Origin of the sequence: Methylotuvimicrobium sp. KM1, from assembly GCF_044788715.1 — a bacterium.
In the GTDB taxonomy this organism is placed as follows: domain Bacteria; phylum Pseudomonadota; class Gammaproteobacteria; order Methylococcales; family Methylomonadaceae; genus Methylotuvimicrobium.
In genome coordinates, this window is sequence record NZ_CP173170.1 from 564,110 (window position 1) to 590,528 (window position 26,419).

At 47.2% G+C, this 26,419-nt stretch carries 20 protein-coding genes and 2 rRNA genes; 16 read left to right on the plus strand and 6 right to left on the minus strand.

Annotated elements, in window-relative coordinates; translation table 11 throughout:
- Positions 1 to 227 precede the first annotated feature (227 nt).
- From ACINK7_RS02600 to wecC, 8 genes are all read left to right on the plus strand, one after another.
- Positions 228 to 3,629 (plus strand): 23S ribosomal RNA (locus ACINK7_RS02600).
- 283 nt (positions 3,630 to 3,912) lie between these two features.
- Positions 3,913 to 4,028, plus strand: a 5S ribosomal RNA gene (gene rrf / locus ACINK7_RS02605).
- A gap of 1,393 nt (positions 4,029 to 5,421) precedes the next feature.
- Positions 5,422 to 5,994 carry a polysaccharide biosynthesis/export family protein gene (locus tag ACINK7_RS02610; RefSeq protein WP_404359714.1) on the plus strand — a complete coding sequence of 191 codons (573 nt, stop codon included), beginning with the start codon at positions 5,422 to 5,424 and terminating at the stop codon, positions 5,992 to 5,994.
- 14 nt (positions 5,995 to 6,008) lie between these two features.
- On the plus strand, positions 6,009 to 7,406 hold the full coding sequence (locus ACINK7_RS02615) for a hypothetical protein (RefSeq protein WP_404359716.1): 1,398 nt from the start codon (positions 6,009 to 6,011) through the stop codon (positions 7,404 to 7,406).
- Positions 7,407 to 7,511: 105 nt separating this feature from the next.
- Positions 7,512 to 9,254: a GumC family protein gene (locus ACINK7_RS02620; protein WP_404359718.1), complete on the plus strand. Its 1,743-nt coding sequence runs from the start codon at positions 7,512 to 7,514 to the stop codon at positions 9,252 to 9,254.
- 196 nt (positions 9,255 to 9,450) lie between these two features.
- Positions 9,451 to 10,269, plus strand: a complete 819-nt coding sequence (locus ACINK7_RS02625) for an AAA family ATPase (protein ID WP_404359720.1) — start codon at positions 9,451 to 9,453, stop codon at positions 10,267 to 10,269.
- A gap of 5 nt (positions 10,270 to 10,274) precedes the next feature.
- Positions 10,275 to 11,210 carry an ExeA family protein gene (locus ACINK7_RS02630; RefSeq protein ID WP_404359722.1) on the plus strand — a complete coding sequence of 312 codons (936 nt, stop codon included), beginning with the start codon at positions 10,275 to 10,277 and terminating at the stop codon, positions 11,208 to 11,210.
- A gap of 89 nt (positions 11,211 to 11,299) precedes the next feature.
- Positions 11,300 to 12,508 (plus strand): UDP-N-acetyl-D-mannosamine dehydrogenase, encoded by a 1,209-nt coding sequence (gene wecC / locus ACINK7_RS02635; protein WP_404359724.1) that lies wholly within the window; start codon positions 11,300 to 11,302, stop codon positions 12,506 to 12,508.
- A gap of 9 nt (positions 12,509 to 12,517) precedes the next feature.
- Here the strand turns inward: wecC and greB are convergent, their stop codons facing one another.
- Positions 12,518 to 13,015, minus strand: a complete 498-nt coding sequence (gene greB, locus ACINK7_RS02640) for a transcription elongation factor GreB (RefSeq protein WP_404359725.1) — start codon at positions 13,013 to 13,015, stop codon at positions 12,518 to 12,520.
- Between the two features lie 100 nt (positions 13,016 to 13,115).
- Here greB and ACINK7_RS02645 point away from each other — a divergent pair, with 100 nt between their 5' ends.
- On the plus strand, positions 13,116 to 13,598 hold the full coding sequence (locus ACINK7_RS02645) for a peptidylprolyl isomerase (protein WP_404359727.1): 483 nt from the start codon (positions 13,116 to 13,118) through the stop codon (positions 13,596 to 13,598).
- 81 nt (positions 13,599 to 13,679) lie between these two features.
- Positions 13,680 to 14,783: a TraB/GumN family protein gene (locus tag ACINK7_RS02650; RefSeq protein WP_404359728.1), complete on the plus strand. Its 1,104-nt coding sequence runs from the start codon at positions 13,680 to 13,682 to the stop codon at positions 14,781 to 14,783.
- A 138-nt stretch (positions 14,784 to 14,921) separates the two neighbouring features.
- Here the strand turns inward: ACINK7_RS02650 and hemF are convergent, their stop codons facing one another.
- The 4 genes from hemF to ACINK7_RS02670 all read right to left on the minus strand — a co-directional run bounded on the left by hemF (position 14,922) and on the right by ACINK7_RS02670 (position 18,156).
- Positions 14,922 to 15,842: an oxygen-dependent coproporphyrinogen oxidase gene (gene hemF / locus ACINK7_RS02655; protein ID WP_404359729.1), complete on the minus strand. Its 921-nt coding sequence runs from the start codon at positions 15,840 to 15,842 to the stop codon at positions 14,922 to 14,924.
- Positions 15,843 to 15,927: 85 nt separating this feature from the next.
- On the minus strand, positions 15,928 to 17,085 hold the full coding sequence (locus ACINK7_RS02660) for a hypothetical protein (protein WP_404359730.1): 1,158 nt from the start codon (positions 17,083 to 17,085) through the stop codon (positions 15,928 to 15,930).
- A 2-nt stretch (positions 17,086 to 17,087) separates the two neighbouring features.
- Positions 17,088 to 17,702, minus strand: a complete 615-nt coding sequence (locus ACINK7_RS02665; RefSeq protein WP_404359731.1) for a DUF1415 domain-containing protein — start codon at positions 17,700 to 17,702, stop codon at positions 17,088 to 17,090.
- On the minus strand, positions 17,686 to 18,156 hold the full coding sequence (locus ACINK7_RS02670) for a CBS domain-containing protein (protein WP_404359732.1): 471 nt from the start codon (positions 18,154 to 18,156) through the stop codon (positions 17,686 to 17,688). Before ACINK7_RS02670 ends, ACINK7_RS02665 begins: the two co-directional genes overlap by 17 nt.
- Before the next feature lie 192 nt (positions 18,157 to 18,348).
- Here ACINK7_RS02670 and adk point away from each other — a divergent pair, with 192 nt between their 5' ends.
- The 3 genes from adk to leuD all read left to right on the plus strand — a co-directional run bounded on the left by adk (position 18,349) and on the right by leuD (position 21,114).
- Entirely contained in the window at positions 18,349 to 18,987 is a 639-nt protein-coding gene (adk, locus tag ACINK7_RS02675; protein ID WP_017842084.1) for an adenylate kinase, read from the plus strand.
- A gap of 73 nt (positions 18,988 to 19,060) precedes the next feature.
- Positions 19,061 to 20,485: a 3-isopropylmalate dehydratase large subunit gene (gene leuC / locus ACINK7_RS02680; protein WP_404359733.1), complete on the plus strand. Its 1,425-nt coding sequence runs from the start codon at positions 19,061 to 19,063 to the stop codon at positions 20,483 to 20,485.
- Complete coding sequence (gene leuD / locus ACINK7_RS02685; protein ID WP_404359734.1) at positions 20,482 to 21,114, plus strand: 3-isopropylmalate dehydratase small subunit; 633 nt, start codon at positions 20,482 to 20,484, stop codon at positions 21,112 to 21,114. The genes leuC and leuD overlap by 4 nt, the downstream gene beginning before the upstream one ends.
- Positions 21,115 to 21,367: 253 nt before the next feature.
- On the opposite strand, the gene ACINK7_RS02690 is transcribed toward leuD, so the two are convergent.
- The gene (locus ACINK7_RS02690) at positions 21,368 to 21,601 is read right to left on the minus strand and encodes a hypothetical protein (protein WP_404359735.1); all 234 of its coding nucleotides are present in this window, start codon (positions 21,599 to 21,601) and stop codon (positions 21,368 to 21,370) included.
- Here ACINK7_RS02690 and ACINK7_RS02695 point away from each other — a divergent pair.
- The 3 genes from ACINK7_RS02695 to ACINK7_RS02705 all read left to right on the plus strand — a co-directional run bounded on the left by ACINK7_RS02695 (position 21,600) and on the right by ACINK7_RS02705 (position 26,394).
- A complete protein-coding gene (locus ACINK7_RS02695; RefSeq protein ID WP_404359736.1) occupies positions 21,600 to 22,085 on the plus strand; it encodes a low affinity iron permease family protein in 486 nt (161 codons plus the stop codon). The genes ACINK7_RS02690 and ACINK7_RS02695 overlap by 2 nt on opposite strands.
- Before the next feature lie 663 nt (positions 22,086 to 22,748).
- Positions 22,749 to 23,771: an aspartate-semialdehyde dehydrogenase gene (locus ACINK7_RS02700; RefSeq protein WP_404359737.1), complete on the plus strand. Its 1,023-nt coding sequence runs from the start codon at positions 22,749 to 22,751 to the stop codon at positions 23,769 to 23,771.
- 70 nt (positions 23,772 to 23,841) lie between these two features.
- Positions 23,842 to 26,394, plus strand: a complete 2,553-nt coding sequence (locus ACINK7_RS02705) for a FimV/HubP family polar landmark protein (protein ID WP_404359738.1) — start codon at positions 23,842 to 23,844, stop codon at positions 26,392 to 26,394.
- The last annotated feature ends 25 nt before the right edge of the window (positions 26,395 to 26,419 follow it).

The window sequence follows — 26,419 nt, forward strand, 5'->3', positions numbered from 1 at the left end:
AAGGTACACGAAAAACAAATTCACCGACACAGCCGGTAAAGTCAAGCTTAACAACGTTAGCGCCGCAAGGCGAAGGCGGAAGGAAAGCGAAAACGAACCGGACGTGAAGTGAATGAGTTCTCAAGCAGAAAGCGAAAATGTCAGCTGACAGATAACGCCAGCGTTCTGAGCCGAATTTAGCATGCCGAAAGGTAGTGCGAGAGCGGTCAGACTGATTGGGGTTATATGGTCAAGTGAATAAGCGCATACGGTGGATGCCTAGGCGATAAGAGGCGAAGAAGGACGTAGTAGCATGCGATAAGCCGCGGGGAGTTTGCAAACTAACTTTGATCCGCGGATTTCCGAATGGGGCAACCCAATCAGGACAACCTGATTATCCTTAAGTGAATACATAGCTTAAGGAGGCGAACCCGGGGAACTGAAACATCTAAGTACCCGGAGGAAAAGAAATCAACCGAGATTCCCTTAGTAGCGGCGAGCGAACGGGGACCAGCCCTTAAGTCCAGCCCCAGTTAGTGGAATGCCCTGGAAAGAGCAGCCATAGACGGTGATAGCCCAGTACACGAAAACTGGAGCTGGATGAAAACGAGTAGGACGGGGCACGTGAAACCTTGTCTGAACATGGGGGGACCATCCTCCAAGGCTAAATACTCCTTATCGACCGATAGTGAACCAGTACCGTGAGGGAAAGGCGAAAAGAACCGAGGAGATCGGAGTGAAATAGAACCTGAAACCGTATGCGTACAAGCAGTAGGAGCCCCGCACCTAAATTGTTTTGGGCGGAGACTCTTCAGCGTTAAATTAAGCATCGATGAAAACTAAACAACAGTGCCTGAATAAAGAATTTAGGTGCGGGGCAAGCCCCGCTAAGATGAACAAAAAATAACGTACGAAGAGACTTGAGATCGACATGTATTACGTTTATGTAATTCAGGCGCAGACAGATAACGATAAGTTTTACCTGGGCAGTACGACCGAATTAAGGCGGCGTATGGAACAACACAACCAAGGTAAAAATGAGTCGACGAAGACACATCAGTGGAAACTGGTGTACTACGAGGCCTATGTAACGGAATCTGCAGCGCGCGAAAGAGAGCATAAACTCAAGCAAGACGGTCGAGCCAAACGGTTCTTAATGCAGCGCATTAAGACGAGTTTAAAAACAAATTAGGGGCTTGCCCCGCACCTAAATTCCCAATTAGATGCGAGGTAAGTAAACAAATCACAGTGCTCAATGAAGCATTGTAGATATCCGTGCCAGAATAATTTAGGTGCGGGGTGACTGCGTACCTTTTGTATAATGGGTCAGCGACTTAATCTCAGTGGCAAGCTTAACCGACTAGGGGAGGCGTAGCGAAAGCGAGTCTGAATAGGGCGTCATAGTCGCTGGGATTAGACCCGAAACCGGGCGATCTATCCATGACCAGGTTGAAGGTTGGGTAATACCAACTGGAGGACCGAACCGGGATCCGTTGAAAAGGATTCGGATGAGTTGTGGATCGGAGTGAAAGGCTAATCAAGCCCGGAGATAGCTGGTTCTCCTCGAAAGCTATTTAGGTAGCGCCTCGTGTATCACTGTTGGGGGTAGAGCACTGTTTCGGCTAGGGGGTCATCTCGACTTACCAACCCGATGCAAACTCCGAATACCAACAAGTGCGAGCACGGGAGACACACGGCGGGTGATAAGGTCCGTCGTGAAAAGGGAAACAGCCCAGACCGTCAGCTAAGGTCCCCAAATCTATGCTCAGTGGGAAACGATGTGAGAAGGCCCAGACAGCCAGGAGGTTGGCTTAGAAGCAGCCATCCTTTAAAGAAAGCGTAATAGCTCACTGGTCGAGTCGGCTTGCGCGGAAGATTCACCGGGGCTAAGCATAGTACCGAAGCTACGGATCTTACGTAAGTAAGGTGGTAGAGGAGCGTTCTGTACGCCTGCGAAGGTCGATTGAGAAGTCGGCTGGAGGTATCAGAAGTGCGAATGCTGACATGAGTAACGATAATGGGGGTGAAAAACCCCCACGCCGAAAACCCAAGGTTTCCTGCGCAACGCTAATCGACGCAGGGTTAGTCGGCACCTAAGGCGAGGCCGAAAGGCGTAGTCGATGGAAAACAGGTTAATATTCCTGTACCGGAGGTAACTGCGATGGGGTGACGGAGAAGGCTAGGTCAGCTGTCTGTTGGAATAGGCAGTTTAAGCGAGTAGGGAGTGGAATTAGGCAAATCCGGTTCCATAATTCTGAGACGTGACGACGAGTATCCCTTAGGGGAGACGAAGTGATTGATGCCCTGCTTCCAAGAAAAACCTCTAAGCTTCAGGTTACCTGCGGCCGTACCCTAAACCGACACAGGTGGGTGGGATGAGAATTCTAAGGCGCTTGAGAGAACTCGGGTGAAGGAACTAGGCAAAATGGTACCGTAACTTCGGGAGAAGGTACGCCCTTGTTAGGTGAAGTCCCTTGCGGATGGAGCTGAAGAGGGTAGCATTAAACTGGTGGCTGCGACTGTTTAGCAAAAACATAGCACTCTGCAAACTCGAAAGAGGACGTATAGGGTGTGACGCCTGCCCGGTGCCGGAAGGTTAATTGATGGGGTTATCTCACGAGAAGCTCTTGATCGAAGCCCCGGTAAACGGCGGCCGTAACTATAACGGTCCTAAGGTAGCGAAATTCCTTGTCGGGTAAGTTCCGACCTGCACGAATGGCGTAACGATGGCCACACTGTCTCCACCCGAGACTCAGTGAAATTGAAATCGCTGTGAAGATGCAGTGTACCCGCGGCTAGACGGAAAGACCCCGTGAACCTTTACTATAGCTTGACACTGGACTTTGAACCTATTTGTGTAGGATAGGTGGGAGGCTGTGAAGCACCAACGCCAGTTGGTGTGGAGCCGACCTTGAAATACCACCCTGGTATGTTTGAAGTTCTAACCTAGGTCCCTTATCGGGATTGGGGACAGTGTCTGGTGGGTAGTTTGACTGGGGCGGTCTCCTCCCAAAGAGTAACGGAGGAGCACGAAGGTGTGCTCAGCATGGTCGGAAATCATGCGATGAGTGTAAAGGCAAAAGCACGCTTGACTGCGAGACGGACAAGTCGAGCAGGTACGAAAGTAGGTCTTAGTGATCCGGTGGTTCTGAATGGAAGGGCCATCGCTCAACGGATAAAAGGTACTCCGGGGATAACAGGCTGATACCGCCCAAGAGTTCATATCGACGGCGGTGTTTGGCACCTCGATGTCGGCTCATCACATCCTAGGGCTGAAGCAGGTCCTAAGGGTATGGCTGTTCGCCATTTAAAGTGGTACGCGAGCTGGGTTCAGAACGTCGTGAGACAGTTCGGTCCCTATCTGCCGTGGGCGTTTGAGATTTGAGGGAAGCTGCTCCTAGTACGAGAGGACCGGAGTGGACGAACCTCTGGTGTTCCGGTTGTCATGCCAATGGCATTGCCGGGTAGCTATGTTCGGACGGGATAACCGCTGAAAGCATCTAAGCGGGAAGCCTCTCCCAAGATGAGATCTCACTGGGACCGTGAGTCCCCTGAAGGGCCCTGAGAGACGATCAGGTTGATAGGTCAGGTGTGGAAGTGCAGTAATGTATGAAGCTAACTGATACTAATTGCCCGTGAGGCTTGACCATATAACACCCAATCGGTTTGCACCGACGGTGTTAAGGCCGACAATCGCTAAAGCGAGAGAACGAAAAACGTGTACAGATTTCCAAAAAAACAGGTGAAAAAAGAAAGGTTCAAGGTGAAAGGCGCAAGGCCAAAAGCTAAGCGACAGAAACCAACAACCCGATAAAACTGAAAACACCTGAATTAAAGAGTTTTGAGTAGGCTCAACAGCAAAGCCGAATTAGGGTTAAAGAAAAAATCCTCTAACCTGGCCGCTGAAACCTTGAACCTGCTGTAACCAGTTTGCCTGGTGACCATAGCGAGCGTGTCCCACCCGATCCCATCCCGAACTCGGAAGTGAAACCGCTTAGCGCCGATGATAGTGTGGCACTTTGCCATGTGAAAGTAGGGAATTGCCAGGCGCTTATCCCAAAAGCCCGTGTTGATCACTCAACACGGGCTTTTTTTTGCTCTAAGGTTTTGCAAAAGGATGGCATCCATTAGGTACGCGTAGCGTACCCTACAATCTATTTTGAATAGTTAAGTGCTTCCGGGGCCGGAAGTAGTGAGTGGTCGTTGTTTCGTTCAGAAATAAATGAATGTATACCTGTACCTGAAGACCTCATAGACATCGCATGAAATTCAGCATCAAGGACCCCTTGGCGGAGCTTAATGCTTTGAATGTTAATTAAGTAACATTCAATTATATTTGCTTATAAAAAGTCATAAATTTGCTAAAGTTAGATCATTGTTATAAAGTTAAATCACAGAAGGAATGCTATGCAGCTCTTTAATTAAATTGCGCTAAGGTATGTCTGTTCTTTCGCGGATTCAACAATCAAAATCTAAAGTTAAAGGGGTGTGGTGTCATTAAGATGTAATATAAGTTTCTTTTAATTATGTCGGGTTAAAGTTGTAATTAACAAAGAAAATGTTCTTGAGTGTTTTTATTTTTGTGTTGATGACACAGACCTCTTTTAACCCGGTCGTAACAAATGTAGTGCCTGTGGCTTAAGATACTGAATTATAATTTTTACCTAGCTAATGGAAATATGACTGGGTCGATAGGGGAATGCCGGAATATTTTTTCTACTTTTCAATATCTTATTCCCGTCGAATGTTAAAGCAGGGTAAAGTTATCGTTTGTATAAACCTAAAAAGAGAAGCTGGCATGTGTTGTAAACTGTTCGTGCTAAGCCGAGTCGAAGCATGAAGGATCTACAACACGTTCACCAGCTCGGAAAAGCCTCAAACTACCCATCACCCTTCGAGAAGTCTCTCCTGAGAGCAGTCAAAGGGTTCAGAGCGAACGGTAGTTTGAGGCACTCAAATGCTCTTTTTAAGATAAAGCATCATGACGGCCGTTCTGTTTTTGTTGTAATGAAGTTGAGTGCGAAAAATTTTCTGATTTCCAATCATTTATCCGCTGTTCAAGCAACTACTTGTGATGGACGGTCATATTTATAGCGTTAAAGTCTATACTTCATGCATCTTAATCGTCCTTTTCAGCTATCAATAATTAGTCTAGTGCCAGAAGTTCGTCTGTTGGCCGCTTGAAAAGTAAAGAGAATAGGCGGGGACCCTTGTTAGTGAATATCCGTTATCCCTTGCCGAATCGGAATGAGATTGGCGTTTGGTTCAGTTTATTTAATCAGAAAAATTGGGCTTTCTGACTGCGCGATTGAGGTTTATTTCGTAAGTTACCAATACTTTGGGCGGTTACTTGGTTGGAAGTTAAGAGATTTATTCACTATTATTCAACGATATTTCCCGTATTATAAAATTTTAAATGGACTAAAGAGTTAGAGGTGTTTTATGCAAATACTAAAAATAACGGCCCGATGGTTTTACGGTTGTTGTCTGTTAATGGCCGTATCCTTCGGTGCGATTGCTCAAGAGCGGGAGGCTTATTTAATACAGCCGGGTGATGTGTTGGAGATCATGGTTTGGAAAGAAGAAGGTTTAATGCGGGAGGTATTAGTTCGTCCCGACGGCGGAATTTCTTTTCCGTTAGCGGGAGACATTGTTGCGCAAGGTAAAAGCATCGAACAGATCGAGCAAGAATTGGAAGCCCGTTTAGATGCTTATATTTCCGAACCGGTCGTAATTGTGGCCGCCAAACAATTACTCGGTTATAAGATATACGTCGTTGGAAAAGTGAATCAACCCGGTGAATTCATCATCAACAGTCCGGTCGATGTCATGCAAGCGCTCAGTAAAGCGGGGGGCATGACGCCATTTGCTTCGGTAAATAGTATACAAATTTTAAGACGCGACCCGGACGGTAATCAACGCGCCATCAGATTCCACTACGGCGATGTCGAAGACGGCGACGATTTGGAACAAAACATCATTTTGCAAGCCGGCGACGTAGTAGTTGTACCTTAACGGAAACCATGCTTATGGAATACCCAGGAACTAAAGCAATCACGGATGATGTATTGAACATTCCTACGCACATTGATAGAGCCCTATTGTCTGCGGTTTTGTTGATTGCTTCGATGTACTCTACGATGTGCGATGCCCGGGAATGGTACGCTAAGCCGTCGGCCAGCTTGCGCGGTTTTTACGACGACAATTTATTGATGCGCAGGAGTGAGCAAGGCAAATTTGAGGTTTACGGCGGAACCTTTTCCGCCGGTTCGAAATTCGGTATGCGAAGCGAAACAGCCGATGTCGGTGTCACAGCTCAAGCCATCATCAATCGCTACGATGCGCCGACCAATATCGATAATGAAAACTATCATTTTAAACTTGAGAGTAGTTTTAACGTAACCGAACGTAATCAATTTACATTGAACGGCCGTTATTTTATCGACAACAATATTGGCACCCAGTTTGAAGAGACCGGATTGACTCAATTTTTGGTGGAGAGAACCACTTGGGCGGTTCAGCCGAATTGGACGTATCGCTTGTCGGAAACGGAGAGTTTAATTCTCGATTACAGTCACGAAGAAATCGACTACGAACAAAATAATACCAATTTTCTTAATAGCTATAATACCGATTCGGTTTCCTTGAATTACACCAATCAATGGACCGAGCGCTTACAGTGGTTTGCATTGGCGAGTTATTTGAGGTTTGAAACGCCTAGAAACAAGAGTGTAACTAGAAGTCAAATAGATGATCCTTTTTTTGAAGTTATAGATGATACTCTCCGACTTTTTTTAAATGAAGCTGGGGCGTTTGAAGTAGAAACAGAATCATTGAGCGATATGTATAGTATTCAAACCGGATTTAACTATGCACATTCCGAAACTTGGACGAGTAACTTCATGATCGGCGGACGCTGGACGGAATCCGAAAGCTTTCAATCCAGTCTCTTTAATTTCGATAATCCAGATTTGTCTCCAAGAGTTTTTTTTCCTCCGACATTGCAAAAGGATAGCGGCCTCGGCTATTTAATATCGGTCGGCACCAACAAACAATTCGAAAGAAGCTCGATCGGCGCCAGTTTTTTCCAGGACGTCAGACCGACTTCGCAAGGCCAGTTGATGCAATTTACTGGGATTACACTGACCGGAGATCATAAAATTACCGAACATTTGAAATTTGCGCTCAATGCGTCGGCGACGCAACAAACCACGGCCGGCGGTGATGAACAAAATACCCGATTCGATCGCGATTTTATTAGCGTGGAACCAAAATTGAGTTGGCGAATCGATAGACAAATGACCTTAGCCGGCGGTTACCGCTATCGCTGGCAAGAATTCTCGAGAGACATTCAAGCCCGCGAATCGAATTCCGTGTATTTACAATTGAATTACAACTGGGATCCGTTCACGACTTCACGTTATTAGGCGCTGATTTAGCGTTGAATGGCCGACGCATTTGGCAAAGTTAAGCAATAGTGCAATGCCTAAATTTCTAATTTAAACCCAACAAACGACTAGAGACGAAAACGTATGGAAGAAGAGAATACGAAAAGCTTACAAGATTATCTGGCGATGTTGAAGCGGCATAAAGGGAAAATGCTGCTTATTGCCGGCGGATTGTTTGCATTAACGATATTGGTGACCATCAATCTTCCATCCGTGTATAGAGCGACGGCGACCATTTTGATCGAGCAACAAGAAATTCCGGCAGATTTGGTCCGTACGACAGTCACCAGTTATGCCGATCAACGCATTCAGGTGATCAGTCAACGCGTTATGACCACGGCAAATCTGAAACGGATTATCGATAAATTCGGCTTGTACACCGAAGAGCAAAAAACTGAAACGCTCAGTACCATTCTTGAAGAAATGCGTGAAGACATCCAACTGGAAATGGTCAGCGCCGATGTGGTTGATCCGGTTAGCGGTAGACCGACTCAGGCAACGATTGCTTTTACCTTGTCTTTTGATAGCGAATCTCCGAAAACCGCGCAAGCGGTCGCCAATGAATTAGTTAGTCTTTACCTGAATGAAAACTTAAAAAGACGAAGCGAAGCTGCGGCCGAAACCACCAATTTTTTAGCCTTGGAAGGCGACAAATTACGGGAACAAATCGCCGATTTGGAAAAACGGTTGGCGGTATTCAAGGAAAGTCATGCGTCTAGCCTACCTGAATTACAGCAGTTGAACATGACGCTAATGGATAGAACTGAACAGCAATTGGTTGATGTCGATAGGCAAATCAATGCCGCGAAGGAACGAAAATTATATCTGCAAGCGCAGTTGGCGCAGATCAATCCAAATACCAGCCTGTACTCGGCAACCGGCGAAAGAATCTACGGTGCGGAAGATCGCCTAAAAACCAAGGAAGCGGAGTACGTGACTCTGAGCGCAAGCTACGGCAGCAATCATCCCGATGTCGTCAAAATACAGAAGGAGATTGAAGCCTTACGTCAGGAAGTCGGCGGTGCAACCGATAACAGCGAGCTCATTTTGCAGTTGAATAATAAAAGAGCCGAGCTGGCTACGATGACCGATCGTTATTCCGATTCTCATCCCGATGTCAAAAAATTAAAACAGGAAATCGCCAGTTTAGAAAAAATGGCAACCCAAACGGCTAAAATTAAACCTGTTTCGACAGCGAAGCCGGACAATCCAGCCTATATTCAGTTGCAAGCACAATTGGAGGCGGCGGAAGCAGAGTTGCGTGCAATGGGCAAATCTAAATCAAGATTGAACGCTAAGTTAAATGATTTGGAGCTGCGTTTGACACAAGCGCCTCAAGTCGAGCGGGAATATCATACCTTGATGCGGGACTATGAAAACGCCACGGCGAAATACCGCGAAGTCAAAGCTAAGCAAATGGAGGCGGACATGGCGCAGGCTATGGAAAAAGACAGGAAAGGCGAGCGTTTCTCGTTGATCGAGCCGCCGATGTTCCCCGAGGAGCCTTTCAAACCTAATAGGAAAGCGATCGTTTTTCTCGGCTTTATTTTGTCCATGGGCGGTGCGACGGGGTTCGTGATTGTCAAAGAAAGCTTTAACAAAGCGATTTTTGGATCGCATCAACTCACTACAGTCACTGGAGCACCTCCTCTAGTTGTTTTGCCCTATATAAATAACTCCGAAGATATAATTAATTCACAGCGACTAAAGCAAAAGGTCTTGGTTTCCTCGTTTGCCGTTTTAATCGGACTCGTGCTGTTTTTGCACTTTGTCGTGAAACCTTTGGATGTATTGTGGTATGTTGCGATGAGAAAATTAGGCATGTAACTAACCTTTCACGCTTCAAATTTCGGTATCGACACATGATGTTTTGATTTCGCCCCTAAATGCCATCATGAATAGTCTAGCGTAGACAAAACTTAGCTAATTTAGCTGCGCGGCATCTGCAAAATATTCCAATAACGAAATTTGGCCAACATAAAGGGCAAAAACAGACAGTAAAAGCATTAACATAGGAATCAATATGGAACGCATACATAAAGCGCTCGAAAAAGCCCGGCACCAACGAAAGGATAATGTGAATGTCGGCGGTAGGACGCGTATCAATAAACCGGGCTACGCTAAAAAAGCGCCGGTTCAGGAAATTAAATATACGCAAACTCAAACGATCAATGTGTCGGATGAAGCGCTAAAAGAAAAACGTATTGTGGCTCATCTAAAAGACAGCCCGGCCGCCGATCTTTTCAAGATTCTAAGGGCCAAAGTCTTGCAACGAATGAATGCCAATCGTTGGAATGTGCTTGCCGTTTCCAGTCCTACGGCGGGGGCCGGCAAGTCATTAACTGCGGTAAATTTAGCCATTAGCTTGGCGATGGAGGCGAATCATTCGGTGCTGTTGGTGGATCTGGATTTTAGAAGGCCTTGTATCCATGAGTATTTCGGAATTTCGCCGGATAAGGGACTTGTCGATTATTTTTCAGATGATGTTCCGCTGAACGAATTGTTTATTCATCCGGGAATCGAAAGATTGGTTTTATTACCGGCCGGTCATTCGATTCATCGTTCATCCGAATTGCTGTCTACTCCGAAAATGCTGAATTTAGCGGATGAGTTGAAAAACCGCTATCCCGATCGCATGATTATCGTCGACTTACCTCCGTTACTGCAGTCGGACGATGCAATGGTGTTTTTTCCGAATGCCGATGCTTGTTTATTGGTTGTGGCCGAAGGGATTAACACGACGGAGGAGATTGAACGCAGCTTACAGTTAATCGATGAAACTAAATATCTCGGCTCGGTGCTTAACAAGTCAGATGAAATTTGGTCCCCCTCTTATTATTAAGCGGCATGTATACACAACATTACGGTTTTAACGAAAAGCCCTTTACACTGACGCCCGATCCCGAGTTTTTATATCTGAGCAAACAACATCAAACGGCGTTGAATATGCTCGAGTACGGATTGCATAGTCAGGCAGGCATTACCGTTATTAACGGCGAAGTAGGTTCCGGAAAAACGACGTTAGTAAGGCGGATACTTCAGGAAGTGGATCAAGCTCTAACAGTCGGCCTTATTTCCAATGCTCATAGTGCATTCGGCGACTTATTGCAGTGGGTGCTCAATGCATTCGAAATCGAAGCTGCGGGAAACGATAAAGCGTCCCGGTATCAGGCTTTCGTCGATTTTTTAATTAAGGAATACAGTGAAAATCGGCGCACGGTACTAATTATAGACGAAGCGCAAAATCTTGATGCCCAAACCTTGGAAGAGTTGAGATTACTCTCTAATATCAATGCAGACAAATATTTATTGTTACAGCTTATTTTGATAGGTCAGCCCGAGTTATTGGAGGTTTTGCGTAAGCCGGAACTGAGGCAACTTGCGCAACGCGTTTCTGTGGATTATCGGCTTAACCCTCTCAAGTATAAAGAATCCGTCGATTATATTCGGCATCGTCTGCGGGTAGCGGGCGGTAGTGCGAATCTGTTCGATAAGTATGCGATTGCTGTTGTCTTTTATTACAGTCAAGGTGTGCCTAGGCTAATCAATACGCTGTGTGATTTTGCACTCGTCTACGGTTTTGCCGAAGAAGCGGAGTCGATCGACTTGGCATTGATGCTCGATGTCATTAAGGACAAAATCAAGGGCGGAATTTATCCGGTTCCGGAACATGAAAATAAAGAAACCCAAAAAATTAGAGAATTGATCTATAAAGAAAAGGGAGTGGACATTGGTGTCTTTGTAAATGAAGATGACGATGAAGACGAATTAAGCGCGCTTTGAGGGCGTTAAATATCCAAAAAATGACTTCTCACTCTTTAAAGGTGGGGGAAAATCAGCATCTATTGTTAAAGGATCTATAAGGAAGAACTATGCAACCATCGGCAACAAAAGTTTGCGTCATTGGGCTGGGTTACATCGGATTGCCTACCGCATCGTTATTAGGAACCAAGGGCTTTGAGGTCTTTGGGGTCGATACTTCCGAGCGTGTCGTCAATACCATTAACCAAGGCAAGATTCATATCGTCGAACCCGATCTCGATATTTTGGTCAAATCGGCCGTGCAATCGGGAAACCTGAAAGCCGGCTTGCAGCCGCAAGAAGCCGATGTTTTTATTCTGGCGGTACCGACGCCTTTCAAAGACGACCATATACCAGACCTATCCTATGTTGAAGCCGCTACGCGAGTTATCGCTCCTTTCGTAAAACCGGGGAACATTGTTATTTTGGAATCGACCAGCCCGGTTGGCACTACCGACGATATCGTCGCAAAAATCTTAAGCGAAGAAGGTCATGACGTCGGAAGGGACGTTTATGTCGCGCATTGTCCGGAGCGCGTGTTGCCGGGAAGGATATTGACGGAGTTAGTGGAAAATGACCGCATCGTTGGCGGTATTAACGAAATTTCGACCGAAAAAGTTGTCGAATTTTATCGAGCCTTTGTGCGCGGAGAGATTTTGGCAACAGATGCCAAAACCGCTGAGCTCAGCAAGCTGAGCGAAAATTCATTCAGGGATGTCAATATCGCTTTCGCTAACGAACTGTCGCTGATTTGCGATCAAGAAAATATCAACGTTTGGGAATTGATCAAATTGGCGAATCGTCATCCGCGAGTGAATATATTGCAACCGGGCCCTGGTGTCGGCGGGCATTGTATTGCCGTGGATCCTTGGTTTATTGTGGCGAGGTCGCCGGATCAAGCCAGACTCATTAGAGCCGCTCGTGAAGTAAACGATGCCAAACCGCATTGGGTCATCGATAAAGTCAAAGTCAGTGCCGATAAATTCAAAAATCCCGTTATCGGTTGTTTGGGGTTGGCCTTTAAAGCCGATGTCGACGATTTGCGGGAGTCGCCGGCTTTGGATATCGTTAAGAAAATACGAAAGCAAGACATTGGCGAGGTACTGGTCGCAGAACCCAACTTAACAGAACACAAGGACTTTACACTGTTACCTTATCAAGAAGTCATCAAGCGGTCCGATATCGTGCTGCTGTTGGTCGATCATAAGCCGTTTAAATCGTTGAAGGCAGCCGACCTCAAAGAGAAAATTTTGATCGATACGCGCGGCGTGATTCAATAATTCTCCGAATCAAGCTTCATAGGAAATATCCAGCACCGTATACTGCAAGATTTGATCGGCAATGTGAATGACGACCACCTCGTCAAAAGTCTTTTTCAATAAAGCCTTGGCGAGTGGCGAATCCAAGCTGATATGCTGTTTAGCCGGATCGAGCTCGTCTGCACCTACGATTCGGTATTTGACTTCCTTTCCTTCGGCGTTTTCCAGTGTTACCCAAGCACCGAAATAGATGCGATCTTCATCGTTCGGTGTTTGATCGACCACTTTCAGAATTGGTAAGCGTTTTTGCAAGTAATGAATACGTCTATCGAGACCGCGCAGTTCTTTTTTTCGATAGATATATTCGGCATTTTCCGATCGATCACCCTCTGCGGCTGCGGCGGCAAGCGCTTCAGTTACATCTTTTCGTTTTTCCCATATCTGTTTGAGCTCTTGTTCCAAGGCTTGATAGCCATGACGGGTGATGTAGGGAGATGATTTAGGTTGAGGGGGTCTCCAACGGCTCATGATTAGTATAGTAATGAAATTAATTTTGAAGATTTTCACACAAACGTGCGTCAATTTTATATCATAAACAGCCCTTCATTAATCAATTAAAGGTTTATTTATGCAAGTTGCTGACAATATGGCGGTTTCGATCCATTACACATTAACTAACTCGGCTGGCGAGCAACTCGATAGCTCGATAGGCAGTGATGCGTTGGTTTATCTTCACGGCAGCGGCAATATCATTCCCGGCTTAGAAAAAGCTTTACAGGGTAAATCGGTCGGAGACAAATTCCAAGTTGCTATCGCTCCCGAAGACGGATATGGCGAATATTTTCAAGAGATGGTACAGGTTATTCCGCGCAAGATGTTCGAAGGCGTTGATAACGTGGAGGTCGGTATGCAGTTTCATGCCGATGTCAGTTCCGGACCCGGTATTGTTACCGTTATTAAAGTCGAAGGCGATGAAGTGACGATTGACGGTAATCATCCTCTCGCCGGAGAGTCGCTAAATTTCGATGTTGAAGTCACCGATATCAGAGCTGCTACCGAGGATGAATTGGCTCACGGCCATATCCATGGGGTTGGCGGCGAAGATCACTAAGCCGCAATTACTCAATATTTCTACGAGAACCGAATGGGGCACTTGAGTCCGAGCAACACAAACGTTCCATCTTTCATCATTATGAAGACGCTCAAATCCGCCGCGCATGACAAAGCCATTTGCTCTTTTTTTGCGCTCGCGCTTTTAATTGCGGGGCCGGTTTGCTCTGAAACCTCGCTATGGCGAGTTAGTAAAGATGATGCCGAATTGTTTATCGGCGGTACTATTCATTTGCTAAGTACTTCGGATTATCCGTTACCCGAAGCGTTTGATCGGGTTTATCGAAAAGCCGACAAATTAGTGTTGGAAGTCGATTTAGCCGACTTTTCCGGGCAGGAAGCGCAAATAGCTATGATGCGGCGTTTACAGTATGTCGACGGTACGACATTGCGTGATGAGCTTAACGCCGAGACCTATGCCGAATTGCAGCGTTTTTGTCAGCATGCGGGCATACCGATTGAGTCTTTACAGAACTTGAAGCCGCCTTTGGTCGCGATTAGCTTGATGATGTTTGAATTACATCGTTTAGGTTTAGCCGAAGCCGGCGTGGATCATTTTTTTAGCGCGAAAGCTCAGGCTGATAATAAGCCCGTCGGAGCGTTAGAATCGTTAGAAACGCAAATATCCGCACTGGAACAGATGGGGCGGGGGCAGGAGAACGAACTCATTTTGTCCACGTTAAGAGAAATTGAAGAGCTCCCCGCGTTGCTGGGGGAGCTCAAGTCTGCATGGCGTTCAGGCGATCTTGATACTTTGGATGAGTTAGGCATCGTGGCGATGCGTAGCGATTACCCTCGCCTATATCAAGATCTGCTGGTGAGTCGCAATAATGCTTGGGTGCCTAAGATTGAGGCGATGCTAAGAACACCAGAGCGCGAGCTGATTTTAGTCGGCGTGTTGCATTTAGCCGGGCAAGAAGGTGTTTTGCGGCAATTATGCGAACGGGGTTATGTAGTCGAACCTTATCTGTCTTTTCCGATTAATAATGATCACGAAGTTGCTGTTACCGCCCCGCAGAATGAAAGTGCTTGGCGTACGATGGGATGCGGTCACTCGGCAGACCGGGGTGCCGTGAATTCAGCACCTAACGTTCATGAAGGCCTGGTAATCGCCCCGGCAAATGAAAGTGCGAGTACTGTGGAGGGTACGCTCGCCCGACAGGACGCCGTGAATACGTCCCTGTAGGCTTGACGGAGACTATCCCTGCCGCCGACATCCTCGCTAGCCACACCCGATATCTTCATAAAGTTAGCTAATTTTTGAGTATAAAGGGAGTAGCTCCTTGTTCTTTGTGATCTTCATTGTGAAATGCTGTTTCTAGGTTTATTGATTTTGGCCCAGCCAATCTTGCGGTGTTAAATAACGGTCGTACAATTCGGCTTCGGGCGAGCCTGGTTCCGGGTGCCAATTATAGCGCCAGTTCGCAACCGGCGGCATCGACATTAAAATAGATTCGGTGCGTCCGCCCGATTGTAAGCCGAAGAGTGTGCCGCGATCGTAAACCAGATTGAATTCGACGTAACGTCCGCGCCGATAGAGTTGAAACTCGCGTTCGCGCTCGCCGTAAGGCGTGTTTTTGCGTTTTTCGATAATCGGTAAATAGGCGTCGATATAGTGATTACCGATGCTTTGCATGAATGCAAAGCATTGCTCGAAGCCCCATTCATTCAGGTCGTCGAAAAACAGCCCGCCCGCACCGCGTGTTTCGCCGCGGTGCTTCAAATAAAAATACTCGTCACACCATTTTTTATAGCGAGGATAAACTTCTTTGCCGAAAGGCTCGCAGGCTAGGCGTGCGGTTCGATGCCAATGCTGCACGTCTTCATAGAACGGATAAAAGGGCGTTAAATCGAATCCGCCGCCGAACCACCAAATCGGCTCTTCGCCGGGTTTTTCAGCGACAAAAAAACGCACATTGGCATGTGAAGTCGGAACATAGGGATTACGCGGATGAATAACTAATGAGACGCCCATCGCTTGAAACTGGCGGTTGGTCAACTCCGGTCTCGCGGCTGTCGCGGACGCCGGTAGTTGATTGCCGAAGACACGAGAAAAATTGACGCCGCCTTGTTCGATGACTTGGCCGTTGCTCAATACTCGGGTTTTGCCGCCTCCGCCTTCAGGTCTTTGCCAGTCGTCTTCGATAAATCTTGCGTTCGGTTCCTGGCTTTCCAGCGCGGCGCAGATCTGATTTTGTAAATCCAGTAGAAAGTTTTTGACGTTGTCGATGTCTTTGTTATTCATTGTTTATTAGAGTATCAAGAGGAAGCGGGCGTTAAAATCTATCAGTTTTTGTAAGGTTACGCCAAGTTTTTTGCGTGCTCACTTTTTAGCGGGAATCAAGAAAATGCCGGAACAAATCCGGATTAAGTTTTTTTAGGTCCGCTCTTAAAGCGACCGATGTCGACTCAAGCGGTTCGGCGCTTAATTGCTTGGCTAGGTTGAATGCGAGAAAACCTTCCGCTTCTCCGTTTAAAATAAGGTCTTGTTTGGCCAGAGCCGGCTTGATCAATAGTATCCAGGCCGGGAAAAACTGTGTCGGCAGCTCGGGGTCAAGCTTCTGAAATCGTTGCCAGTCGTCGGAAAGCAAATGATGTCCGGTCTGTTTTATCAGTTGTTCGGCTGATTCGGAATGCAATAGGAATAATAAAAACCAATGCTCGAGACCGGACAGTTCTCGGTCCTGCTTGAAGCTGGCCTCGGCATAGCGAAATAGCAAAACAGGCTCCCTGACGTAATCAGGCTCTTGTTCGATCGCTTTGGTAACGTCATGCCATAGAAACGCTTTCATGCCTGAATAGCTGACATGCAGCTTAGGTAGTTCGGGATCGAAGGGGTAGTCGGTTAATTCGGCGGACAAGCTTTGCCAAAGCGGCGTCAGAAAACGTATGGCCTCGGATCGTAATAACTTTACCGCTAACGGCATCAGTGTATTATCTAAGGTATCAAGTTTATTGGGTAACGATAAGCCGGGTGCCCGGAATTTTTTTTCCTGCACGATCAGGAGCGCATAGTCTTCGTGCTTTTCGGGGTCAAAGGCGTATAAGGTGTCTAGCAGTTCCGGGATTTTGCGTTTGTTGTGAGTAATGATCGCGTCGATTAACTCGTTTTCGGCATAAATCGGCGCGCTGTCGAAAAACAAATCCATCTGCATGCGGTCTTGCGGCGGCGCGAAATCCGTTTTGAAATTGATGTCGTCTTGTGAGTTGCGGCTGATGATGAGTTCGTTTTGCTCGGTTGAAAGATAGGTGTCGCGCGTTTCACTCAAGCCTAGCGTTCGAGCATAATTCGTAGCAATGGCGAGTTGTTCGATGATACGTTCGCGCGGCGCCGTAAAACAACTGTCCAGGTTTTCGATAAGGCCGTCTCTCCAATCGATGTAGTTTGAATAACTAAGATAGCCGGTGGCGAGCAGCCATGCGACCGGCGAAAATCGGCCTTGTTCGATCAGCAATTGGTCGACATGGTGCCGGGTACTGCTGCGCATGTTTATTCTCTCGGAGCACCTGCCTGGCGGCACGAGGCAATGAGTGTGTGCAGGTGTGATTTGCCGAGATTACGGGCAAGTGCGATATTGCGTCTAGGAATATTTTCCGGGTCCGGGTGGCGCTCGATGGCTTCGGCGATGCTGTCTTCGCGAAGCAGATGCAGGATGGGGTAGGGCGAGCGGTTCGTATAATTGGCCGGATCTTCGCTGTCGCTGTCGGCAAAGCAGTAGTCGGGATGAAAGCTGGCCAGTTGATAAATACCGTCGTAGCCTTGCTCCGACAATAGTGTTTCGGCCAGGGAGAGAAAATCGAGATAATCGTTGAATTCGTGCAGCGAATGGGGGTAAATCAGCAGTGTTGTGTTTATGCTCAAGTCGGTATCTAAATGCCGGCATTCTTCGATCAAACGCTCAAGGCCGCTTGCGGTGTCGGCGCTTCGGCAAATACTGAAACGAATACCGTCTTGGCGAAACGGTTTAGCGGCGAAAGGGCATAAGTCGAGACCGATGACAATGGTTTCTAGCCATGCCCTTATTGCGTATTCTTCCGGGGCGACAGTCACTTCAACATCGGGGATTGTTTCGAAGTGATCCGTTCGGTTAGGTATGGCTGACACCGGCCGCAATTCTTTTTTCCCGTTCTTCGCTAGCTTTTTCGATTTTCGCAAAAACGCGCAAAATATCGGTGGCCGATACGATGCCGACGAGTTTATTGTTTTTGTCGACGACAGGGAGGGCGCCGACTTTATTTTCGGCCATGATGCTGGCGGCTTCTGACGCATAGCTATCGGGATTAACGGTCAATACGCCTCGGCGCATGATGTGTTGAACTTTTTGCGGAACGACCTGCAAAACGGTTTTTCCTTCGACGGTTTCAACCGAGTTGGAGTTGCTTTTGGGTCCTAAGGCTTTGTATAAGTCTCGATCCGATACGATGCCGATGACTTTGCCTTTTTCAATGACGGGTAAATGACGAACTTTTTCATAATGCAGCAAGAAAAAGACACGATCGATCATGTCATGTTGTTCGACTGTGAATACTTGCGAAGTCATTAGATCTTCAACACGCATGCAGTTGCACTCCTAAAGATAATTGATAAACCGAGTAAGAATAGGGAAAATATCTGTTTTTTACAAGAGTTAATGTTTATTTTGATATAAAATGTCTTGTTTTGCGAGAGCGAATTAACAGCTAAAGTGTGTTTTTACTTAGGCGCGAATCCGACATATATTCAAATAACCAGATAAACTTGGAGTTTCATTATGCGCATTATTCTTTTGGGTAGCCCCGGTTCCGGCAAAGGAACGCAAGCCCAATTTATTACCGAAAAATATGATATCCCGCAAATCTCGACCGGAGATATGTTGCGGGCCGCTGTGCGCGAAGGTACGCCGTTGGGCGTCGAGGCTAAAAAAGTCATGGATGCGGGAGGCTTGGTTTCGGACGATATTATTTTAGGATTGATTAAAGAGAGAATTGCGCAGCCGGATTGTCAAAACGGTTTCTTGCTGGACGGTTTTCCTCGCACGATCGCGCAAGCCGAGGGTTTAGCTGCTATGGATATCGTGATTGACCATGTTATCGAGATTGTGGTCGAGGACGAGGAAATCGTTAAGCGAATGAGCGGTAGACGTGTGCATCCTGGCTCAGGTAGGACTTATCATGTCGCATTCAACCCGCCTAAAACGGCCGGTGTCGACGATGTAACCGGCGAACCATTAATTCAGCGAGATGACGACCAGGAAGACACCGTTCGTAAAAGGCTGAGCGTATATCATGAACAAACCAAGCCGTTGGTCGGTTACTATTCGGCATTGGGCGGCAAGACTCACTTTGCATCGATTGCCGGTGTCGGGTCGGTCGATGAGATTACGCAAAAGATTTTTGCCGTTTTAGGATAACGCGCTAGCGTCTATATCGACGCTTAACGCAAACTTTTACTTTCCGCTGACGCGGTAAATACAATGAGTAGCTATGTCAGGTAAAACTTTATACGACAAATTATGGGAAGATCACGTTGTCCATACCGAGGATGACGGTTCTTCATTGATCTATATCGACCGCCATTTAGTCCATGAGGTCACTTCTCCTCAAGCGTTCGAAGGGCTCCGTCTTGCCGACCGCAAGCCGTGGCGACAAGCGAGAAATTTGGCCGTTGCCGACCATAACGTGCCGACCACCGATCGCGACAAAGGCATTGCCGATCCGGTTTCAAGACTGCAGGTCGAAACCCTCGAAAAAAATTGTGCCGAATTCGGTATCACCGAGTTCGATATGTCCGATATTCGCCAAGGCATTGTGCATGTCGTAGGGCCCGAGCAAGGCGCGACGTTGCCCGGCATGACCGTGGTCTGCGGCGATTCGCATACTTCGACACACGGCGCGTCCGGCGCGTTGGCATTCGGTATCGGCACGTCGGAAGTCGAGCATGTCTTGGCGACACAATGTTTGGTACAGAAAAAAGCCAAAAACATGCTGATTAAAGTAGATGGTGAAGTGCGGCCCGGCATCACTGCGAAAGATATCGTGTTGGCGATCATCGGTAAAATCGGTACCGCCGGCGGCAACGGTTATACGATCGAGTTTGCCGGATCCGCGATCCGCGCATTGTCGATGGAAGGCCGCATGACGGTATGCAACATGGCAATCGAAGCGGGAGCGCGTGCTGGTTTGATCGGGGTCGATGATGTCACGATCGATTATTACCGCGAACGACCGCTTTCACCGAAAGGCAGCGACTGGTTCATGGCCGAGCGTATGTGGCAGCAGCTGCATTCCGACCCGGACGCAGTCTTCGATAAAGTTGTCGAGTTGAATGCCGCCGACATCAAGCCGCAAGTGACCTGGGGGACTTCGCCCGAATTGGTGGTGCCGGTCGATGCCAGCGTGCCCGATCCAGATCAAGAGATCGATGCAACCAAGCGAGAAAGCATGAAGCGCGCACTGCAATACATGGATCTAAAACCCGGTGTGGCGATTACCGATATTAAACTCGATAAAGTATTCATCGGTTCCTGCACGAACTCGAGAATCGAAGACTTGAGGGCGGCTGCCGCAGTCGCGAAAGGTAAAAAGCTGGCTGCTAACATCCAATTGGCCATGGTCGTCCCGGGGTCGGGTCTGATCAAGCAGCAAGCCGAGTCCGAAGGCTTGGATAAAATTTTCATCGAAGCCGGATTCGAGTGGCGAGATCCGGGGTGCTCGATGTGCTTAGCGATGAACGCCGACCGTTTGGAGCCGGGAGAGCGCTGTGCGTCGACTTCTAACCGTAATTTCGAAGGGCGGCAAGGATATGGCGGACGCACGCATCTGGTCAGTCCGGCAATGGCGGCTGCTGCCGCGATTGCCGGACATTTCGTCGATGTCAGCACCGAAGCAAATCAAGGAGCGCAAGCATGAGAGCATTTACCAAAATAGACGCGTTGGTCGCACCGTTGGATCGAGCCAATGTCGATACCGATGCGATTATTCCGAAACAATTTCTAAAATCGATACGTCGGGCAGGGTTCGGGCCGTTTCTGTTCGACGAATGGCGGTACAAGGATCATGGCGAACCGGACATGGATTGCACAAATCGGCCGATTAACCCAGATTTCGTGCTGAATAAACCGGAGTACAAGGGCGCCGAACTATTGTTGACCCGCGAGAATTTCGGTTGCGGCTCGTCTCGCGAACATGCGCCTTGGGCGCTCGAAGATTTCGGCTTCAGAGCGATCATCGCGCCGAGTTTCGCCGATATCTTTTATAACAATTGTTTCAAGAACGGTATCTTGCCTATCGTGCTCGATGCCGGCATCGTCGATGAATTGTTCAATGAATTGACCGAAGGTTATCGGCTGACGGTTGACTTGGATTCGCAAAAGATCGTTACGCCTTCCGGCAGGGAAATTGTCTTTGAAGTCGATGCCAATCGGAAGTTCAGGTTGTTGAACGGGCTTGACGATATCGCATTGACCTTGCAGCATGCCGATCAAATTCACGCATACGAGACGGAACGTGCGAAGCGAGCGCCTTGGTTGTTTGCATAGTATTAAATTAAATGGCTCCAGGCGGAGCGAAAAACGTCTAATTTTCAGGTTGGCGTGGGTGTCGGCAGTAGGCAGAGTATTCCTGCAAAATCGGCTTCACTCCCGCATCTAACGAGTATGAGGAAGTTTTCAGCACTCCCAAAAATGGAAGTGCGGGGGTAAATAGGGGGCGGTTACTTTACAGGCAGGACGTCGTGAACCCGGCACCTAAAATTATTCAATATAGCTAGCCATATCCAATGGGTTATGGGATTTAGGTGCCCGGTTCACGCCATTTATGGCGCTTTGTATCTACCGTCAAGTCCCAAGGATGGGTTTCCCGCTCCTGAATTCCATCATCCTTTCTTGTAAGATCGGATTTCGCTAAGTTAGGAGTTGGATTTCTCGCCTGACTCAACCCGCACTCTTTAATAAAGGAGAGCGGTTTCTCGGTAAGAACGGGGTAAATACTCTGTTCCCTCAGCGCAAACAAAGAGGCTAAAGTCATGAATGAAATAGTAAGTATTCGAGATACTTTTTTGAAACTCACCGGTCGTCTTACCGATCAACTTCACAATAACGCCGCTTGGAATGCTCGGTTCGACCGGTTCGCACGCACCTGGTCTCAAGTGGCCGGTAAACCGATCGCATTCAATGCGGCATTATTGGTAATTTTGACCTGGGTGATTACCGGACCTTTATTCGGTTTTAGCGATACATGGCAACTAATCATTAATACTGCGACGACTATCGTAACGTTTTTAATGGTGTTCTTGATTCAGAACAGCCAAAATCGCGACACCGATGCGTTGCAAGTAAAATTGGACGAATTGATCCGCGCCGTTGAAGGAGCAAACAATGAGCTATTGGATTTGGAAGAAATCGGCGACGAAGAGTTGAGGTTACTCCGAAACCAATATTTAGCATTGGCTCGTATTTCAAGAAAGAAAACGGGAAAACAAAATCGCGAAGGAAATTCAGTCAAGAGTTAATTTGAGCGAGGGGCGCCGCATTTTGATTCAGCAATTTCCAGCTTGAGTGTTAGTGGCTGGATGAACTCATTCATGGGGGCTTGGCGGTAGCTCTTATGCCATATAACCATATAAGGCTGCCGGCATCCTCTCGCCAAGCATGCTCCGCACCCTTTGGTTTTGATTTGCAAAGAGTAGTAAAGGATGTGTGTAGAGTAGAATGATGGGTTGTTTCGGCCGTATATATCCAAATTTATTCGGTTGTCGATAGTCACGAAACGATTCAAAATCCATAAACCGGGAGGAACTAGTGTTAATGCCGGTGTTTTCAGCGATATTCGCTAAGTTGTAAAACGGTAGTGTCCGTTTTGCGAATAGGTATGAAATCGATGGTCATCAGTTTATTCTCTCACTGCGTTGAGTTGAATAGTCCCCGTTTATCATGAAAATAGCGACATTCAGCGCTGTTTACCTGCAATTGTAAGCCCGAAAAAGTTCTTAAGTCTATCGCATGATTTATGTCTGCATTCTGAATAGCGAAAGCTGTGACGTTGATATCCCCTTTTTCGTATTTCGTATAAAGGGCCAGGACGGGCGTTGCCGAATTTTTTAATGCGATGAAGATTAGCATCCCTAAGGTAGGTGATGCTGTGGTTTCTGTTTTAATGAAAAAGGTAATTAAATATGACTAAATTATATAATGTTGCCGTGGTCGGTGCCACCGGTGCTGTTGGTGAAGCGATGATCTCGATCTTAGAAGAGCGAAATTTTCCGGTTGGTGAGGTTTATGCGTTGGCCAGTAGCCGTTCGGTTGGAAAACGCATTCCGTTCAAGGGCGGTTCGCTGAAGGTAGAGGATCTAGCTGAGTTCGACTTTTCCAAAGTACAAATCGGCTTGTTTTCGCCTGGCGCTTCGGTTTCTGCCGAATATGCGCCGAAAGCCGCGGCAGCCGGGTGCATCGTGATCGATAATACCTCCCAATTTCGTTACGACGAAAATATCCCGTTGGTCGTGCCCGAAGTTAATCCCGAGAGGATCGCCGACTATAAAAATCGAGGCATCATTGCCAATCCGAATTGTTCGACGATTCAGCTGTTAGTTGCGTTGAAACCGATTTATGACGCGGTCGGTATCAGTCGAATCAATGTTTGTACTTATCAAGCGGTTTCCGGGACGGGTAAAGAAGCGATCGAGGAACTCAGTCTGCAAACCGCGCATTTATTGAACGGTAAACCGATTAAACCGAGCGTTTATCCAAAGCAAATCGCTTTCAATGTGTTGCCGCAAATCGATGTATTTATGGAAAATGGATATACCAAGGAAGAAATGAAAATGGTTTGGGAGACGCGGAAAATTATCGGTGACGAATCGATTCAAGTTAATCCTACCGCTGTGCGTGTGCCTGTTTTTTTCGGTCACTCCGAAGCTGTGCATATTGAAACGCGTCACAAAATAGATAGTAAGTCGGTGCGCGCGCTTCTTGAAAAGGCGCCCGGGGTGACAGTACTCGACGAACATCGGGACGGAGGTTATCCGACGGCGGTAACAGAATCCTCCGGACATGATAGTGTTTTTGTCGGGCGTATTCGCGAAGATATCTCGCACCCGCTGGGAATCGACTTATGGGTTGTTGGTGATAATGTCAGAAAAGGCGCCGCTTTAAACAGTGTGCAAATTGCAGAAGAATTGGTAAAAAATTACATCTAGTCTAAGCTTAATCTCATATTTGACTGTTCCGGGTAATAGATTGTGGTATATGTGTATGAAGGAGAGCAATGTGCGCAAACTGACTAAATCCATAGCGCTTTTATCGTTGATGACCCCGACTAGTGTTCTTCCGTTGGGAGTTGGCGATATCACATTGCACTCGGCCCTTAATCAAAGCCTTGATGCAGAGATTGCATTGATGCTTTCGCCTGACGAAAATTCGGCCGACATTACCGTCAAGCTCGCGCCTCCCGATAAATTCGATGAGGCGGGACTACCGTGGAGCTATTTTCTTTCCAAAATTAAATTCAACCTGGTTACCGTGTCTGATAAGCGCGCGGTTATTAAACTCAGTTCGACTGAGGTACTCAAGGAGCCTTTTTTAGATTTTTTGATTGAGGTGAGCTGGCCGAAAGGGACACTGTATCGCGAGTTCACCGTTTTGGTCGACCCGCCCGCAACTTATCAACAGCCTGTATTGCCGGTTCCTAGCGATTACGGTGTGACACCTGCCGAGCAAGAATATGCACGAGTCGTTGAGCGTCCGGTAGCACCTGCTCCGCGTCGTGAAGAGGAACGCGTGCCTGCATCGGGCGTGTATGGACCGGTTGGCAGAAATGAAACGCTTTCGTCAATTGCCTCAAAAGTTAGGCCTTCTAACGATGTCTCGGTTGAACAGACCATGATAGCGCTCTTCGAGAATAATCCGAGCGCATTTTACAAAGATAATATCAATGCATTAATGGCGGGAGTACGGCTTAAGGTTCCGGAAAGAGAGGTCATACTGAAGCTTTCTCACCGGCAAGCAGTTGCGGAGTATGGTCGGCAAAATCAAGTGTGGAGAGGTCAGCTTGCGGTAGCAACGGAGGCGCCGGTTGACGAGGAAGTTATCGACTCCCAATTGAGACTCGTTGCCCCTGCTCAAGAAGATGTTGAAGAGTCCGAACGCGTTGTCAGCGGTGAAAGGGATGATAGCTTGTTGCAACCAGTCGATCCTGGCAAAGTCGACGGGGATGAGCCAAGCAGAGATGATGCGGAATTGCGTGCGCGATTGGAGAAGTTGGAGGAACAATTAACGGTGATGCAGCAAATGCTAGCTATAAAAGACGAACAGCTAGCCGCTTTGCAGCATAAAGAACCATCCGAAAAAGTTGTTGAGATGCCACCCTCTCCTGTTGTTACGCCTCCGGTAAAGGAAACCGCTCCGCCTCCCCGTCCGGTAGCAAAATCGCCGCAAGCTGTGGCGCAAGAGCCTGTAAGCGAACTTCTGGATTCCTTTTATTATGCGATAATAGCACTGCTCGGCGCCGGTTTGTTAGGTGGTTTAGGTTGGTTGTGGTTGAGGAAGCGCCAAACCGAAAAAGAAACCGATACGGATAGTATGTTCGCAGCATCATCACAGATTAGTCTTCCCAGCTCTGATGATGAGTTGAATTTATTGGCCACGGAAGATGAATCTGCCTATGATGTAGGCACCGTTGGTGAAAGTTCGTTCTTAAGCGAATTTACTCCGAGCGATTTTGACGCTTTCGACAGCGACCAGCATGAAGTCGACCCGATTTCCGAGGCTGATGTTTATTTGGCATATGGTCGTTATCAACAAGCCGAAGGGCTAATTCGACAAGCGATTGCCGAACATCCTGAGAATGACGATTACAAATTGAAACTGTTAGAGATTTTTTACGCGAACGAAAACAAGGATGGTTTCGAAAGTTATGCTAATGAACTGAAGCAAGCCGGAAAAAACGAAAATATCGATTTTTGGGCAAAAGTTACTGAGATGGCTAGTGAAATTAGTCCGGGATCGGTTTTATTCACGGACGATATTGACACGGGGGACGAGGACGAGGATGAGTCGACGATTAACAAAGATTCTAAGGAAGTCGATCCCGCTCATTCGACTGATATAACTGAGGACAATCGTTTCGATTTCGATCTGCCTGAGTTCGATGAACTTGAGTCTGAAACAGAACAATCGCCTTTAAAAGATGAAGAAGTGGAAGCTGAAAAGTCGGATAACAGCCTCGATTTCGATTTGGAGAGTTTTGATTTTTCGGTGCCCGAGCCGGAGGATCGCTCATCTGAGGCTTCAAAACAGCAAACATCGGAGCAGAATCGGCAGTACGATAATCAGATCGAGTTTGATTTGAGTCCGGAAGCAGAAGCACCTGCAGAGAAAGAAACGGATGCCTTGGGTTCTGAAGAATTTGAATCGTTCGATTTTGAAACCTTCGATGCCGATACGGAGAAAAAGACTGATGCTGCTGATTCTTCTGCGATGGATGAATTCGACATCACTTTCGACGAAAATGAAACTATGGCCGAAGACGTATCCGGTGTGACCGAAGAGGAAAAGGGGGATATCGGTTTTGATTTTAATTTCGACTTCGATTTGGATTCGACACCTAAGAAAGGGAATGATGATAGTTTTCCGGACGATCTTGATTTAGGGGTTTCCGATCTGACCGATATGGATGAATTCGAAACCAAAATCGATCTTGCCAGAGCTTATATCGATATGGGAGATAGTGATGCCGCTAAGGATATCGCACAGGAAGTATTGGATAAGGGAAGTTCGGAGCAAAAAAAGATCGCTCAATCGATTCTCGATGAATTGAAATAAAAAAGGCCCGTTATCGGGCCTTTTT